13 protein-coding genes and 1 other annotated feature are annotated in these 16,775 nt (G+C 41.4%); all 13 genes read left to right on the forward strand.

The genetic code is table 11. From position 1 onward, the window contains the following. Positions 1–77 precede the first annotated feature (77 nt). The gene (gene rplK, locus JOC77_RS18255; RefSeq protein WP_142383695.1) at positions 78–503 is read left to right on the forward strand and encodes a 50S ribosomal protein L11; all 426 of its coding nucleotides are present in this window, start codon (positions 78–80) and stop codon (positions 501–503) included. A gap of 117 nt (positions 504–620) precedes the next feature. Beyond that, the gene (rplA, locus tag JOC77_RS18260) at positions 621–1,322 is read left to right on the forward strand and encodes a 50S ribosomal protein L1 (protein WP_204546577.1); all 702 of its coding nucleotides are present in this window, start codon (positions 621–623) and stop codon (positions 1,320–1,322) included. 43 nt (positions 1,323–1,365) lie between these two features. Then, positions 1,366–1,507 (forward strand) — a sequence feature (ribosomal protein L10 leader region). Between the two features lie 39 nt (positions 1,508–1,546). Further along, positions 1,547–2,047: a 50S ribosomal protein L10 gene (gene rplJ / locus JOC77_RS18265; protein ID WP_204546579.1), complete on the forward strand. Its 501-nt coding sequence runs from the start codon at positions 1,547–1,549 to the stop codon at positions 2,045–2,047. Between the two features lie 68 nt (positions 2,048–2,115). Continuing rightward, the gene (rplL, locus tag JOC77_RS18270) at positions 2,116–2,481 is read left to right on the forward strand and encodes a 50S ribosomal protein L7/L12 (RefSeq protein ID WP_204546581.1); all 366 of its coding nucleotides are present in this window, start codon (positions 2,116–2,118) and stop codon (positions 2,479–2,481) included. Between the two features lie 233 nt (positions 2,482–2,714). After that, on the forward strand, positions 2,715–3,323 hold the full coding sequence (locus JOC77_RS18275) for a class I SAM-dependent methyltransferase (RefSeq protein WP_204546584.1): 609 nt from the start codon (positions 2,715–2,717) through the stop codon (positions 3,321–3,323). A 332-nt stretch (positions 3,324–3,655) separates the two neighbouring features. Next, the gene (gene rpoB, locus JOC77_RS18280) at positions 3,656–7,219 is read left to right on the forward strand and encodes a DNA-directed RNA polymerase subunit beta (protein WP_204546587.1); all 3,564 of its coding nucleotides are present in this window, start codon (positions 3,656–3,658) and stop codon (positions 7,217–7,219) included. Positions 7,220–7,274: 55 nt separating this feature from the next. Then, positions 7,275–10,874, forward strand: coding sequence for a DNA-directed RNA polymerase subunit beta' (rpoC, locus tag JOC77_RS18285; protein WP_204546590.1), 3,600 nt, complete (start codon positions 7,275–7,277; stop codon positions 10,872–10,874). 177 nt (positions 10,875–11,051) lie between these two features. Then, positions 11,052–11,300, forward strand: a complete 249-nt coding sequence (locus JOC77_RS18290; protein WP_204546593.1) for a 50S ribosomal protein L7ae-like protein — start codon at positions 11,052–11,054, stop codon at positions 11,298–11,300. A gap of 102 nt (positions 11,301–11,402) precedes the next feature. Next, entirely contained in the window at positions 11,403–11,825 is a 423-nt protein-coding gene (gene rpsL / locus JOC77_RS18295) for a 30S ribosomal protein S12 (protein WP_026693317.1), read from the forward strand. Between the two features lie 47 nt (positions 11,826–11,872). Further along, a complete protein-coding gene (rpsG, locus tag JOC77_RS18300) occupies positions 11,873–12,343 on the forward strand; it encodes a 30S ribosomal protein S7 (protein ID WP_101640208.1) in 471 nt (156 codons plus the stop codon). 45 nt (positions 12,344–12,388) lie between these two features. After that, positions 12,389–14,467, forward strand: a complete 2,079-nt coding sequence (fusA, locus tag JOC77_RS18305) for an elongation factor G (RefSeq protein ID WP_204546595.1) — start codon at positions 12,389–12,391, stop codon at positions 14,465–14,467. Between the two features lie 118 nt (positions 14,468–14,585). Continuing rightward, complete coding sequence (tuf, locus tag JOC77_RS18310) at positions 14,586–15,773, forward strand: elongation factor Tu (RefSeq protein ID WP_204546598.1); 1,188 nt, start codon at positions 14,586–14,588, stop codon at positions 15,771–15,773. A gap of 683 nt (positions 15,774–16,456) precedes the next feature. Next, positions 16,457–16,765, forward strand: coding sequence for a 30S ribosomal protein S10 (gene rpsJ, locus JOC77_RS18315; protein ID WP_204546600.1), 309 nt, complete (start codon positions 16,457–16,459; stop codon positions 16,763–16,765). Positions 16,766–16,775 lie beyond the last annotated feature (10 nt).

Here is a 16,775-nt window from a genome sequence, read left to right on the forward strand (position 1 = left end):
ATAATATAAAGAATCCAGATGAGTGGGAGGGTTTTATACCCAAATACCACATCACGGACGATAAGGAGGTGTGTCTCGTGGCTAAAAAAGTAATTAAATTAGTAAAGCTGCAAATTCCTGCAGGTAAAGCTAACCCAGCACCACCAGTTGGTCCTGCTCTTGGTCAAGCCGGTGTTAACATCATGGGTTTCTGTAAAGAGTTTAACGCTCGTACAGCAGATCAAGCTGGTCTGATCATCCCTGTTGAGATTACGGTATTTGAAGACCGTTCCTTTACATTTATTACGAAAACTCCGCCTGCTGCAGTTCTTCTTAAAAAAGCAGCTGGTATTGAGTCTGGTTCTGGTGAACCAAATCGTAAAAAGGTTGCAACAGTCAAGCGTGATACAGTGCGTGAGATTGCTGAATCTAAAATGCCTGACCTAAACGCTGCTAGTGTTGAAACTGCAATGCGCATGGTTGAAGGTACTGCTCGCAGCATGGGTATCGTTATTGAAGACTAATTCCCGTGTGTAAATGTTAACGTGTTTTTCTGGGGGTTGCGGTATTGTTAAAAATGCTCGCAACCTTTATTCGTGGGAGGTTATTCCGCTAAAACCACATATTAGGAGGAAATAAAAATGGCTAAAAAAGGCAAGAAGTATCTAGAAGCTGTGAAGCTTGTAGATCGTTCTAAAGCATATTCTGTAGCTGAAGCTATTGAGTTAGTTAAAAAAACAAGCACAGCTAAATTTGATGCGACTGTTGAAGTTGCTTTCCGTCTAGGCGTAGATCCTAAGAAAGCTGATCAGCAAATCCGTGGAGCAGTTGTACTTCCAAACGGAACTGGTAAAACTCAGCGTGTTTTAGTATTTGCAAAAGGTGAAAAAGCGAAAGAAGCAGAAGCTGCTGGAGCTGACTTTGTAGGAGATACTGATTACATCGCTAAAATTCAGCAGGGCTGGTTTGACTTTGACGTAATCGTAGCTACTCCAGACATGATGGGTGAAGTTGGTAAACTTGGCCGTGTGTTAGGGCCAAAAGGTTTAATGCCAAACCCTAAAACTGGTACAGTAACATTTGATGTAGACAGAGCGGTTAAAGAAATCAAAGCTGGTAAAGTTGAATACCGTGTCGACAGACAAAGTAACATTCACGTGCCAATCGGAAAAGTTTCTTTTGAAGATGCAAAGCTTCTTGAAAACTTTACAACAATCTTTGATACTTTACTAAAAGTTAAGCCTGCGGCTGCAAAAGGAACTTACATGAAAAATATTTCTGTAACTTCTACAATGGGTCCTGGTGTGAAAGTTGATGCTTCTACTTTCTCTGCTATAAAATAATGTTGACAAACCAAGAAATATGTAATATGATATTTCTTGTTGAAAATAAAATACATTTGTACCGTAGACAGCAGGTGCTTTTAAGGCTTAATTTCCTGCCTAGGTAAATTCGATATATTAGTCTTTGACTATACGAACTTACTGCCTCCATGTCTGCATAGATTTGGAGGCTTTTTCATGACCGGTATATATTGTGTTTAACAAATCTTACAGGAGGTGTCTAGATGAGCAGTGCTATTGATCAAAAGAAACTAATCGTAGACGACATTGCTGGTAAATTCCAAGCAAGCAAATCTACTATCGTTGTTGACTACCGCGGCCTGACAGTTGCAGAAGTCACAGAACTTCGTAAGCAGCTGCGTGAAGCTGGCATCGAGTTCAAGGTTTACAAAAACTCTTTAACTCGCCGTGCTGCTGAATCAGTTGAACTTGCTGGCTTAAACGAATCTCTTACTGGTCCAAACGCTATCGCGTTCAGTAACGAAGATGTTGTTGCACCTGCAAAAATTCTTAATGATTTCGCGAAAAAACACGATGCACTTGAAATTAAAGCTGGTGTTATTGAAGGAAATCTTGCAACAGTTGAAGAAGTTAAAGCTCTTGCTGAACTTCCATCTCGAGAAGGACTGCTTTCTATGTTGCTTAGCGTACTTCAAGCGCCAATCCGCAACCTTGCTCTTGCTGCAAAAGCTGTTGCAGAACAAAAAGAAGAACAAGGCGCGTAAGCTAATATTCCAATTAGCTATTCATGCTCGATCTATATAAATTAAAACTATTCTAGGAGGAACTAATAATGACTAAAGAACAAATCATTGAAGCAGTTAAATCTATGACTGTTTTAGAACTTAACGATCTTGTAAAAGCAATTGAAGAAGAATTCGGCGTAACTGCTGCTGCTCCTGTAGCAATGGGCGGCGGAGCTGCTGGTGGAGAAGCTGCTGCTGAACAAACTGAATTTGACGTTGTTCTAGCTAGCGCTGGCGACCAAAAAATCAAAGTTATCAAAGCAGTACGTGAAATCACAGGTCTTGGTCTTAAAGAAGCAAAAGAACTTGTTGACAACACTCCAAAAGCAATCAAAGAAGGCGTTTCTAAAGAAGAAGCTGAAGAAGTTAAAGCTAAGCTTGAAGAAGTTGGAGCTGGCGTTGAAGTTAAGTAATATTGCATAATAAGAAAGCTCGCTTTTAAAGCGGGCTTTTTTTGACTATATTTTTACTGAATACAGATTTGAGATTGTGAAGCCGGAATGGCATCCTCGTCGGATCAGGCAGGCATGGTTTGATTTTCACGGTTTTTGATATTCAAAGCGGACCATGACTAAAAAGTAAACTATGTACTAGATTTAAAGTTCATACTTTTAGAAAAGACCCTTTAGTAAAGGATGAGGTATTCATGAGTGATCATTATTATTCCAAGACTCCAAATGCGGAAAGCAGTCCGAAGCATTGGTCTTTTACGTTAAGAAACAGGGAGTTTCGTTTTAAAACAGATAATGGTGTTTTTTCAAAGAAAGAAGTGGATTTTGGCTCCAGGCTTCTTATTGAAACCTTTAAACCCAATAGTGAAGTCGAGGGGAATCTTTTAGATGTAGGATGCGGGTATGGTCCTATTGGTCTTTCGCTGGCGTCCGAGAGGAAAGATATTCTTGTTCATATGGTGGATGTGAACGCTAGAGCGATAGAGCTTGCTAAAGAAAATGCACAGATTAACCATATTGAGAATGTTAAGATCTATGAGAGCGATAAACTTACGGGAGTCGAAGAGTCCGGTTTTGCATCCGTACTGACTAATCCGCCAATTCGTGCAGGCAAACAAGTGGTTCATGAAATCTTTGAACAAAGTTTTGCTAAATTGGCTGACGGAGGAGAGCTGTGGGTTGTGATCCAGAAGAAGCAGGGGGCGCCATCGGCAATGGAAAAGATGGAAGAGCTGTTTGGAGATGTTGAACTGATAGAGAGAAAAAAAGGTTATTATATCCTGTGCTCTAAAAAGAAATTATAATAAAAAAATCACCCAAAAGATTTGACTCGTAAATAGGGCTATGATAATATTATTTAATGCATATATATAATTCCCCTTATTATGCAGAGTCTCTTTATTATTATAGTATAAAAAACGCATCAGTGGGGAAAAATATATTGATAATAGTTTGTTTTTTTGAAAAATGCGGTTTTTAAGATGAAAACCCTTTTTCTTTTTTTGTCTGTGAGTTTACAGCTACATAGGCAGGTATATTCTCGCATACTTGCGGGATTTACCCAGGTAAATCTTCGCTTTAATGCGTAGATTTACAAGATATAACCTTATTATGCTTGATTTGAGGGGTGAATCAGTTGACAGGTCAACTAGTTCAGTATGGACGACACCGCCAGCGCAGAACTTATGCAAGAATTAGCGAGGTTTTAGAATTACCGAATCTTATCGAGATTCAAACCTCTTCTTACCAATGGTTTCTTGATGAGGGCTTAAGAGAGATGTTCCAGGATATTTCTCCTATCGAGGACTTTACAGGTAACCTATCGCTTGAATTTATTGATTACAGCTTGGGAGAACCTAAGTACTCCGTCGAAGAATCAAAAGAGCGCGACGTTACTTATTCTGCTCCGCTTCGTGTGAAAGTACGCCTAGTAAACAAGGAAACAGGTGAAGTTAAGGACCAGGATGTGTTCATGGGTGACTTCCCGCTAATGACTGAGACAGGCACTTTTGTTATCAATGGTGCTGAACGCGTTATTGTATCTCAGTTAGTGCGTTCACCAAGTGTTTACTATAGCGGAAAGGTAGACAAGAATGGCAAAAGAGGCTATAGCGCTACTGTCATTCCAAACCGCGGGGCTTGGCTTGAATATGAAACAGATGCTAAGGATGTAGTTTACGTAAGAATTGACCGCACAAGAAAATTGCCGGTTACTGTTCTATTGCGTGCACTAGGGTTTGGCTCTGATCAAGAAATCATCGATCTTATTGGCGATAACGAATATATTCGTAACACGCTAGAAAAAGATAATACCGAAAGCACGGAAAAAGCTTTGCTTGAAATTTATGAGCGTCTTCGCCCAGGCGAACCGCCAACAGTTGAAAATGCAAAGAGTTTATTGGTATCAAGATTCTTTGATCCAAAAAGATATGATCTAGCAAATGTTGGACGCTACAAGATCAACAAGAAGCTTCATATCAAAAACCGCTTGTTCAACCAGCGTCTGGCTCAAACATTGGCAGACCCTGAAACTGGCGAAATAATTGCAGAGTCTGGAACTCTTCTGGACCGAAGAAATCTTGACCGTATCATTCCTTTCTTAGAAAAAGGAATTGAATTTAAAACTTATAACCCTTCTAATGGTGTAGTAGAAGAAGATATTCTGATGCAGCTTATTAAGATCTATGCACCAAACGATGCAGAAGGCGAAAAAGTTATCAATGTAATTGGAAATGCCTATGTAGAAGAACAGGTGAAGAATATCACACCTGCTGACATCATTTCGTCTATCAGTTATTTCTTTAACTTGCTTCACTCAGTTGGAGATACAGATGATATTGACCATCTTGGTAACCGCCGCCTTCGTTCTGTAGGTGAATTGCTTCAAAACCAATTTAGAATCGGTCTATCTCGTATGGAGCGAGTGGTTCGTGAAAGAATGTCTATTCAAGACACGAATACCATTACACCTCAGCAGTTAATTAATATCCGCCCTGTTATAGCTTCCATTAAAGAGTTTTTCGGCAGTTCACAGTTATCTCAGTTCATGGATCAGACGAATCCTCTTGCTGAGCTTACACACAAACGCCGTCTATCAGCATTAGGGCCCGGTGGTTTAACTCGTGAACGTGCAGGATTTGAAGTGCGTGACGTTCATTATTCCCACTATGGCCGTATGTGTCCGATTGAAACTCCAGAGGGACCAAACATCGGGTTAATTAACTCACTGTCAAGTTTTGCAAAAGTAAATCGATTTGGTTTTATTGAAACACCATATCGCCGTGTGGATCCTGAAACAGGAAAAATCACGAGCAGAATAGATTATATGACAGCTGATGAAGAAGATAACTATGTGGTAGCGCAAGCAAATGTGCTTCTTGATGACAGCGGTGCTTTCATCGAGGAAGACATCATTGCTCGTTTCCGGGGCGAGAATACAGTAGTCAAACGCGACCGTGTCGATTATATGGACGTTTCGCCAAAGCAAGTAGTATCTGCTGCAACAGCATGTATTCCTTTCTTAGAAAATGATGACTCAAACCGTGCACTGATGGGTGCAAACATGCAGCGTCAAGCTGTGCCTCTTATGCAGCCTGAAGCGCCAATTGTCGGAACAGGTATGGAATACGTATCTGCAAAAGACTCAGGTGCTGCAGTTATCTGTAAACACGAAGGTATTGTCGAGCATGTTGAATCTAGAGAAGTGTGGGTAAGAAGAGTTAAAGACGTGGACGGACAAGAAGTTAAGGGTGATCTGGATAAATACAGAATGCTTAAATTCATCCGTTCCAACCAAGGAACCTGCTATAATCAGCGTCCTATTGTCAGTGTAGGTGACCGTGTTGTTAAAGGTGAAATCCTTGCAGACGGACCATCCATGGAAAAGGGTGAATTAGCTCTTGGACGAAATGTTATGGTTGCATTCATGACATGGGATGGCTATAACTACGAAGATGCGATTATTATGAGCGAACGTCTAGTTAAAGACGACGTATATACATCTATTCATATTGAAGAATATGAGTCAGAATCCCGTGATACTAAACTCGGGCCTGAAGAAATCACAAGAGATATCCCGAATGTCGGTGAAGATGCTCTGCGTAACCTAGATGAGCGCGGAATAATCCGAGTGGGTGCGGAAGTGAAAGACGGAGACCTTCTTGTAGGTAAAGTAACTCCTAAGGGTGTAACTGAACTTACAGCTGAGGAACGTCTGCTCCATGCGATATTTGGCGAGAAAGCCCGTGAAGTCCGTGATACATCTTTACGTGTACCACATGGCGGAGGCGGAATCGTGCTTGATGTGAAAGTATTCAACCGTGAAGACGGTGATGAGCTGCCTCCTGGTGTTAACCAGCTTGTGCGTGCTTACATTGTACAAAAACGTAAAATATCTGAAGGCGACAAGATGGCCGGACGACATGGTAATAAAGGGGTTATCTCCCGCATATTGCCGGAAGAAGATATGCCTTATCTTCCTGATGGTACACCGGTAGATATCATGCTTAACCCTCTAGGGGTTCCATCACGTATGAATATCGGGCAGGTATTAGAGCTTCATCTGGGAATGGCAGCTAGATATCTTGGGATTCATGTTGCATCACCGGTATTTGACGGTGCACGTGAGGAAGATGTATGGGGCACCATTGCTGAAGCAGGTATGGCGAACGATGCCAAAACTGTTTTATATGATGGCCGTTCAGGAGAACCATTTGATAATAGAGTATCTGTCGGAATCATGTACATGATTAAACTGGCACACATGGTAGATGATAAACTCCATGCCCGTTCAACAGGACCTTACTCACTCGTTACTCAGCAGCCTCTGGGCGGTAAAGCTCAATTCGGCGGACAGCGTTTTGGGGAGATGGAGGTTTGGGCACTTGAAGCTTATGGTGCTGCATACACTCTTCAAGAAATTCTCACAGTTAAGTCCGATGATGTCGTTGGCCGTGTGAAAACGTACGAAGCAATTGTAAAAGGTGAAAATGTTCCTGAACCAGGAGTACCTGAATCTTTCAAAGTTTTAATCAAAGAACTTCAAAGTTTAGGTATGGATGTTAAGATTCTATCAAGTGATGATAAAGAGATTGAGATGCGCGACCTGGATGATGAAGAAGAACTAAATCAAGCCGACTCGCTTACAATCGATCCCGATCCAAAAGAACCTGAATCAGAGATCGTAGGCTCTAAAGAGTAATACAGCTGAAAAGCAATTAGGGTAAAACCCGGAGATTAAGAGGGAGGTAGGCCCCTTGATAGATGTTAATAATTTTGAGTATATGAAAATTGGTTTAGCTTCGCCTGACAAGATCCGTTCTTGGTCATTTGGGGAAGTAAAAAAACCAGAAACCATAAACTATCGTACTCTTAAACCTGAAAAAGACGGTTTGTTCTGCGAAAGAATTTTTGGTCCTACAAAAGACTGGGAATGTCATTGCGGAAAATACAAAAGAGTTCGTTATAAAGGTGTAGTATGTGACCGATGCGGAGTTGAAGTAACTCGTGCGAAGGTCCGCCGTGAGCGCATGGGCCATATTGAGCTGGCTGCTCCGGTTTCTCACATCTGGTATTTTAAAGGTATTCCTAGCCGGATGGGACTTGTCCTTGACATGTCCCCCCGCGCTTTAGAAGAAGTTATTTATTTTGCGTCGTATGTAGTTACAGAGACTGGTGATACTGCACTGGACAAGAAACAGCTTCTTTCTGAAAAAGAATACCGCGCTTACCGTGAAAAATTCGGTAATAAGTTCCAAGCTGGCATGGGAGCTGAAGCGATCAAAAAACTTCTTCTTGATATTGATTTAGATAAAGAAGTTGACTTCTTAAAAGAAGAGCTTAAAACGGCGCAGGGACAACGACGGACTCGTGCAATCAAGAGACTTGAGGTTCTTGAAGCGTTCCGTAATTCTGGAAACGAACCTTCATGGATGATTCTAGATGTTCTGCCTGTAATTCCGCCAGAGCTTCGCCCGATGGTTCAATTAGATGGCGGACGCTTTGCAACATCTGATTTAAATGACTTATACCGAAGAGTAATCAATCGTAATAACCGCTTAAAGCGTTTATTAGATCTTGGAGCTCCAAGCATTATCGTTCAGAACGAAAAGCGTATGCTTCAAGAAGCAGTTGATGCTTTAATTGACAATGGCCGACGCGGCAGACCTGTTACAGGTCCTGGTAACCGTCCGCTTAAATCCCTTTCTCATATGCTTAAAGGGAAGCAAGGTCGTTTCCGTCAAAATCTACTGGGTAAACGTGTTGATTATTCTGGACGTTCGGTAATCGTTGTAGGTCCAAACCTTAAAATGTATCAGTGCGGACTTCCGAAAGAAATGGCAATCGAGTTATTTAAGCCGTTTGTTATGAAAGAGTTAGTCGGAAAAGGATTAGCCCATAACATTAAGTCTGCCAAGCGTAAAATTGAACGCTTACAGCCTGAGGTCTGGGATGTTCTTGAATCCGTTATTAAGGAGCACCCGGTTCTGTTGAACCGTGCACCAACTCTGCATAGACTTGGCATCCAGGCATTTGAGCCTACGTTAGTTGAAGGCCGTGCAATTAGACTTCACCCGCTTGTATGTACTGCATATAATGCCGACTTCGATGGTGACCAAATGGCTGTTCACGTACCGCTTTCATCGGAAGCTCAAGCTGAAGCACGCCTTCTTATGCTTGCAGCACAAAACATTTTGAATCCTAAAGATGGAAAACCTGTTGTTACTCCTTCTCAAGACATGGTATTAGGTAACTATTACTTAACTATGGAACGTGAAGGCGCAAACGGCGAAGGTATGATCTTTAAAGATACAAACGAGGCGATTATTGCTTACCAAAACGGATATGTACATTTACATACCCGTGTGGCTGTTCATGCTGGATCACTTAAAAATCTAACGTTTACAGAAGAACAAAACAATAAGCTTCTGCTTACAACAGTAGGGAAATTGATTTTTAATGAAATACTTCCTGACACATTCCCGTACTTGAATGAACCAACAAAATCAAATCTTGAGGAAAAAACTCCTGAAAAGTATTTTGTTGAAAAAGGACAGGATGTAAGAGAGATCATTAAATCACAGCCGGGCGTAGATCCGTTTGTTAAGAAATTCTTAGGAAATATCATTGCGGAAGTATTTACACGTTTCAAAATTACTGAAACATCAAAAATGCTTGACCGCATGAAAGATCTTGGGTTCAGACATTCGACAAGAGCTGGTATTACTGTTGGTGTAGCAGATATCGTCGTTCTTGCTGAGAAAAAGCAAATCATTGAAGAAGCGCAATCTAAAGTAGACAATGTGTTGAAGCAGTTCAGACGCGGTCTTATCACCGATGAAGAACGTTACGACAGAGTTATCTCTATCTGGAGCGGTGCTAAGGATGCGATTCAGGCTAAGCTTATGCAGTCCCTGAATAAACGCAATCCAATCTTTATGATGAGTGACTCCGGTGCCCGTGGTAACGCATCTAACTTCACCCAGCTTGCTGGTATGCGTGGACTGATGGCCAACCCGGCTGGACGTATCATTGAATTGCCGATCAAATCTTCGTTCCGTGAAGGGTTAACCGTTCTAGAGTACTTCATTTCGACGCATGGTGCCCGTAAAGGTCTTGCAGATACAGCTCTTAAAACTGCTGACTCTGGTTACCTTACCCGCCGTCTAGTTGACGTTGCTCAAGATGTTATTGTCAGAGATGATGATTGTGGCACAGACCGAGGACTTCTGATTGGTGCACTTAAAGACGGCACAGAAACTATTGAGCATCTGGAAGAGCGTTTAATAGGCCGTTATGCACGTAAAGCGATAAAGCATCCTGAGACTAAGGAAGTTATCGTTGCTGAAAATCAATTGATCACAGAAGATCTTGCTAAGTACGTTGAAGATGTGGGAGTCGAAAAGGTTTGGATCCGTTCTGCCTTCACATGTAATACACGTCATGGTGTATGTAAAAAATGTTACGGACGCAACCTTGCAACAGGTGAACAGGTGGAAGTGGGAGAAGCTGTTGGTATCATAGCAGCCCAATCTATTGGAGAACCAGGTACGCAGTTAACAATGCGTACATTCCATACTGGCGGAGTTGCCGGGGATGATATCACTCAAGGTCTTCCTCGTATCCAGGAATTGTTTGAAGCTAGACATCCAAAAGGTCAAGCTGTAATCTCTGAAATTGATGGTACAGTAACTGGCATAAAAGAAGTCAAAGACAAACAGCAGGAAATCACGATTCAAGGTGAGGTTGAATCTCGTTCATACACTGCTCCATACACTGCACGTCTTAAAGTGGCTGTAGACACGAAGGTTGTCCGCGGACAGGAATTGACAGAAGGTTCTATTGATCCTAAAGAGCTTCTGAAAATTAAGGATGTATTGTCAGTGCAAGAGTACTTGCTAAAAGAGGTTCAAAGAGTTTACCGTATGCAAGGGGTAGAAATTGGAGATAAGCATATTGAAGTAATGGTACGCCAAATGCTTCGTAAAATCCGTGTGCTTGACGCGGGTGAATCAGAGGTGCTTCCAGGAACACTTCTTGATATCCACCAGTTTACAGATGCTAACCAAAAAGCGTTGCTTGAAGGAAAAACACCTGCCACTGGGCGCCCTGTATTGCTTGGTATTACAAAAGCTTCCCTTGAAACAGATTCATTCTTGTCTGCTGCATCATTCCAAGAAACCACAAGAGTTCTTACAGATGCTGCAATCAAAGGGAAACGTGACGAATTACTGGGTCTTAAAGAAAATGTTATCATCGGTAAGCTCGTTCCTGCAGGAACAGGTATGCTTCGCTACAGAAAAGCATCTCCGATATTGACCGAAGATTCCAGCCAGGAAACCGTTTCTGTTGATTAATATGAAATGGCCGGTGATCATCTCGCCGGCCTCTTTTTAAGAAAGTTATAGATGGTAAATTTAATAAAGCTAGAATTCCTTGATATTTTTTAAAAGTATAGTTGACAGTGAACGCCTAATGATGTTACTATAGCAAAGGTGCTCCTATAATACCTGTAGCTTCGGAGGATATGATTTATGTCTTATGAAAAAGTTCAACAGGCGTTGACAGTCATTGTAGGAACAAAACAAACAGTGAAAGCTCTAAAGAACGGAATAGTCTCCGAAGTAGTTGTAGCAGCTGATGCAGACCCAAAAGTGAAGGCAAAAGTGCTAGAAGCATCTAAGGAAAATAACGTTTCAGTATCTCATGTGGATTCTATGCTGAAGCTTGGAAGAGCATGCGGAATTGAAGTCGGAGCGGTAGCTGTTGCAATTAAAAAGTAAAACTGTTTTTGTAGAAAACTACAAAAACTTTGTTTTTGCCCATTTACGACTCACCTGGATGTGTGGGTCTAGAAATGAATATGTGAAGGGAGGAAAAAATAAATGCCTACTATTAATCAATTAATACGTAAGGGACGCGAAACTAAGGAAGAAAAATCAAAATCCCCTGCGTTAAATAAAGGCTACAACAGCTTTAAAAAAGCACAAACTAACGTATCATCTCCACAAAAACGCGGTGTGTGTACTCGTGTTGGTACAATGACACCTAAAAAGCCAAACTCCGCTTTGCGTAAATACGCTCGTGTGCGTTTGACTAATGGTATCGAGGTAACTGCTTACATTCCTGGTATCGGACACAACCTGCAAGAACACAGTGTTGTATTAATCCGTGGAGGACGTGTAAAGGATTTACCGGGGGTACGTTATCACATCGTTCGTGGCGCATTAGATACTGCTGGTGTTAACAACCGTATGCAAGGCCGTTCTAAATACGGTACTAAGCGTCCAAAAGCTCCAAAGAAATAATAAAAAAATAACTTTAAATATGTATTTTACCGAAAGGAGGAAACAAGATGCCTCGTAAAGGCCCTGTATCAAAAAGAGACGTATTACCTGATCCGCTGTATAATTCAAAATTAGTTAGTCGTTTGATTAACAAAATGATGGTTGACGGACAGAGAGGTAAGTCTCAAACAATACTTTACTCTGCATTCAATATCATTCAAGAACGTTCTGGCAAAGAGCCAATGGAAGTATTCGAAGCTGCTCTTAAAAACATCATGCCAGTATTAGAAGTTAAAGCACGTCGTGTAGGTGGTGCAAACTACCAAGTACCAATTGAGGTGCGTCCAGACCGCCGTACAACTTTAGGTCTTCGCTGGTTAGTAAACTATGCTCGTCTTCGTGGAGAAAAAACGATGGAAGAGCGTTTAGCTAACGAAATTCTTGATGCAGCTAACAGCACAGGTGCATCTGTTAAGAAACGTGAAGATACACATAAAATGGCAGAAGCTAATAAAGCATTCGCTCACTACCGCTGGTAAGATTCATACTAACATTATATTCAAAATAGGAAGGAGAAAGACCCAATGGCAAGAGAGTTCTCCTTAGAAAACACTCGTAATATCGGTATCATGGCTCATATTGATGCTGGTAAAACAACAACAACTGAGCGTGTCCTTTATTACACTGGTCGTATCCATAAGATTGGTGAAACACATGAAGGTGCTTCTCAAATGGACTGGATGGAACAAGAGCAGGAGCGTGGAATTACAATCACTTCCGCTGCCACAACTGCTCAGTGGAAAGGCCACCGTGTAAATATCATCGATACTCCAGGACACGTAGACTTCACAGTTGAAGTTGAACGTTCCCTGCGTGTACTTGATGGTGCAGTGGCGGTTCTTGATGCTCAGTCAGGTGTTGAGCCCCAAACTGAAACAGTTTGGCGCCAGGCAACAACTTACGGAGTACCCCGTGTTGTATTCGTTAATAAAATGGATAAAATCGGTGCGGATTTCTTGTACTCTGTAAAAACAATTCATGACCGTCTGCAGGCTAATGCTCATCCAATTCAAATTCCAATTGGTGCAGAGGACGAATTCGAAGCGATCATCGATTTAGTAGAAATGAATGCTGTATTCTACGGCAATGACCTTGGTACTGATATCGAAGTTCGTGAAATTCCTGCAGAACATATGGATCTAGCTCTAGAATACCGTGAAAAACTAGTTGAGGCTGTTGCTGAACTAGATGAAGAGTTAATGGAGAAATACCTTGGCGGAGAAGATCTTACAAAAGAAGAGCTTAAAGCTGCTATCCGTAAAGGTACTGTTAACGTAGAATTCTATCCGGTTATCTGTGGATCTGCATTCAAAAACAAAGGTGTTCAATTGATGCTTGATGCAGTTATTGATTACCTGCCATCACCACTTGATGTACCTGCTATCAAAGGTACACTACCTGATACTGATGAAGAGGTTATCCGACACTCTGACGACAAAGAGCCGTTCTCTGCTCTTGCGTTCAAAGTTATGACAGACCCTTATGTTGGTAAATTAACATTCTTCCGTGTGTACTCTGGTACTTTGAACTCTGGTTCTTATGTACAGAACTCTACTAAAGGTAAGCGTGAACGTGTAGGACGTATCCTGCAGATGCATGCTAACTCCCGTGAAGAGATCTCTCAAGTATACGCTGGAGATATCGCGGCAGCTGTAGGTCTTAAAGATACTACTACTGGTGATACTCTTTGTGATGAGAAAAGCCTTGTAATCTTGGAATCAATGGTATTCCCTGAGCCGGTTATCTCTCTATCTATTGAGCCTAAGTCAAAAGCTGACCAAGATAAAATGACTACAGCTCTTCAAAAACTACAAGAGGAAGATCCTACATTCCGTGCACACACTGATCAGGAAACTGGCCAGATCATCATTGCCGGTATGGGTGAGCTTCACTTGGATATCCTTGTTGACCGTATGCGCCGTGAATTTAAAGTGGAAGCTAATGTTGGTGCTCCACAGGTTGCTTATCGTGAAACTTTCCGTGAATCAGCTAGAGTTGAGGGTAAATTCGCCCGTCAATCAGGTGGACGCGGACAATTCGGACATGTTTGGATTGAATTCTCTCCAAATGAAGAAGGAAAAGGATTTGAGTTTGAAAATGCTATCGTAGGTGGAGTAGTTCCACGTGAATACATCCCTGCTGTTCAAGCTGGTCTTGAAGACTCTCTTGATAGAGGTGTACTTGCTGGCTTCCCGCTGGTTGACGTTAAAGCAAAACTTTTTGATGGTTCTTACCATGATGTTGACTCCTCTGAAATGGCATTCAAAGTAGCTGCTTCATTAGCTCTTAAAAATGCTGCTTCTAAGTGTAAGCCAGTCATCCTTGAACCAGTTATGAAAGTTGAAGTTGTTATTCCTGATGAGTATCTTGGAGATATCATGGGTGATGTTACATCTCGCCGTGGTCGTGTAGAAGGTATGGAAGCTCGCGGTAATGCACAAGTTGTTAAAGCGTTCGTTCCACTTTCTGAAATGTTTGGATATGCTACTTCCCTGCGTTCTAATACGCAAGGTCGTGGAACATTCTCTATGCACTTCGATCACTACGAAGAAGTTCCAAAATCCATCTCTGAAGAAATTATCAAAAAAAATAAAGGTGAATAATTGATTTTCACCATTCATTAAAGTATAACTACTTATGTAAGCTATGAAAGTGGACAATCCTGCTTTCATAGCACTATACTTAATCAAAAAAAATATAATTTTAGGGAGGCAAATCCTAATGGGAAAAGCTAAATTCGATCGCTCTAAGCCACACGTTAACATCGGTACAATCGGTCACGTTGACCATGGTAAAACTACTTTAACAGCTGCTATCACTTCTGTACTTGCAAAAGTTGGTGGAGCTGAAGCTCGTGCATACGATCAAATCGACGGTGCTCCAGAAGAAAGAGAACGTGGTATCACAATCTCTACTGCACACGTTGAGTATGAAACAGAAACTCGTCACTATGCACACGTTGACTGCCCAGGTCACGCTGACTATGTTAAAAACATGATCACTGGTGCTGCACAAATGGACGGCGGTATCTTAGTAGTTTCTGCTGCTGACGGCCCAATGCCACAAACTCGTGAGCACATCCTTCTTTCTCGTCAAGTAGGTGTACCTTACCTTGTTGTATTCATGAACAAGTGTGACATGGTTGACGACGAAGAACTTCTTGAATTAGTTGAAATGGAAATTCGTGATCTTCTTTCTGAATACGAATTCCCTGGTGACGATATTCCTGTAATCAAAGGTTCTGCTCTTAAAGCTCTTGAAGGCGAAGCAGAATGGGAAGAAAAGATCAATGAACTTATGGCTGCAGTTGATGAGTATATCCCAACTCCAGCTCGTGACACTGAAAAGCCATTCATGATGCCTGTAGAGGATGTATTCTCTATCACTGGCCGTGGAACAGTTGCAACTGGACGTGTAGAACGTGGACAAGTTAAAGTTGGTGACGTTATCGAGATCGTTGGTCTTGCTGAAGAACCAAAATCAACTACTGTAACAGGTGTTGAAATGTTCCGTAAGCTTCTTGATTATGCTGAAGCTGGAGACAACATCGGTGCACTTCTACGTGGGGTTGCTCGTGAAGATATCCAACGTGGACAAGTATTAGCTAAGCCTGGTACTATCAACCCACACACAAAGTTTAAAGCTGAAGTTTATGTTCTTTCTAAAGAAGAAGGTGGACGTCATACTCCATTCTTCACTAACTACCGTCCACAGTTCTACTTCCGTACAACTGACGTAACTGGTATCTGTAACCTTCCTGAAGGTGTAGAAATGGTTATGCCTGGCGATAACATCGAAATGACTGTTGAACTTATCGCTTCAGTTGCTATCGAAGAAGGTACTAAATTCTCTATCCGTGAGGGTGGACGTACTGTAGGCGCTGGCGTAGTTGCTACAATCCAAGCTTAATTTTAGTTAAATATCCGGAGGGGACGCCTTCCAACAAAAAAGCAGAGGGGACGCCCTCTGCTTTTTTGTGTTTAATGCACCAGGCTTTAAAATCAGAACGATGTAAAAAATCGAAGAATTATCCAGTTATTACATAGTCAGCCATGCATTTAAAATTTAATATAACAAAACTCCTTCTATTATACTTAGAGGATTTTTTTCATTGTATCATTTCGCTGATTGGCAAGCTGGTGCAGCATCACAAAGTTTTTCATATTAGTTTACCAACTCATCCGTGATCGTAGGGAATAAGAGTCAATACCAAATAACTCTCATACTCCATGATCCCCATTTAGCTGACTGACTCTCAAACCCATCATTCTAGCAAGTCCTTTTCTTTCCAATGGTAATCTTTTAATCATTTAATAAAATATTTATAAAACACATGTATAAAAATTCTCCTAGCATCTTGTAAAAGCATAATGATCTATGTATAATAGAAAAAGTGTGCAACCCACAGAAAAAGTTTTTTATAAAAGTATTGCTTATTCACTGGGTTATATGTATAATAGACAATGTTGGTCTTTGACCGCGATGATGTGAGAGGTTGCTGACACACCCGGCCGCTTTGCCATGGCGAGTGTGTGGGAAATTTTCACTGAGAACTGTCTATTTTAAAAATAGGCGAAAAGGAGGGAAAAGTAATGGCAAAACAAAAAATTCGTATCCGTTTAAAAGCATATGATCACAGAATCCTTGATTCATCTGCTGAAAAAATCGTTGAAACTGCAAAGCGTTCTGGTGCGGCTGTATCTGGTCCGATTCCATTACCTACCGAAAGATCTGTTTATACAATCCTTCGTGCGGTTCATAAGTACAAAGATTCTCGTGAGCAATTCGAGATGCGTACACACAAACGTCTAATCGACATCGTTAATCCAACTCCACAAACAGTTGATTCATTGATGCGTTTAGATCTGCCATCCGGCGTTGATATTGAAATCAAACTTTAAATATAAAATG

This window comes from Peribacillus deserti, from assembly GCF_016909175.1.
GTDB lineage: Bacteria > Bacillota > Bacilli > Bacillales > DSM-1321 > Paraperibacillus > Paraperibacillus deserti.

Coding starts and splice junctions, on each gene's coding strand:
- JOC77_RS18290 (WP_204546593.1), top strand. CDS start 11,052: ATGTCTTATGAAAAAGTTCAACAGGCGTTGACAGTCATTGTAGGAACA.
- rpsL (WP_026693317.1), top strand. CDS start 11,403: ATGCCTACTATTAATCAATTAATACGTAAGGGACGCGAAACTAAGGAA.
- fusA (WP_204546595.1), top strand. CDS start 12,389: ATGGCAAGAGAGTTCTCCTTAGAAAACACTCGTAATATCGGTATCATG.
- tuf (WP_204546598.1), top strand. CDS start 14,586: ATGGGAAAAGCTAAATTCGATCGCTCTAAGCCACACGTTAACATCGGT.
- rpsG (WP_101640208.1), top strand. CDS start 11,873: ATGCCTCGTAAAGGCCCTGTATCAAAAAGAGACGTATTACCTGATCCG.
- JOC77_RS18275 (WP_204546584.1), top strand. CDS start 2,715: ATGAGTGATCATTATTATTCCAAGACTCCAAATGCGGAAAGCAGTCCG.
- rplL (WP_204546581.1), top strand. CDS start 2,116: ATGACTAAAGAACAAATCATTGAAGCAGTTAAATCTATGACTGTTTTA.
- rplA (WP_204546577.1), top strand. CDS start 621: ATGGCTAAAAAAGGCAAGAAGTATCTAGAAGCTGTGAAGCTTGTAGAT.
- rpsJ (WP_204546600.1), top strand. CDS start 16,457: ATGGCAAAACAAAAAATTCGTATCCGTTTAAAAGCATATGATCACAGA.
- rplJ (WP_204546579.1), top strand. CDS start 1,547: ATGAGCAGTGCTATTGATCAAAAGAAACTAATCGTAGACGACATTGCT.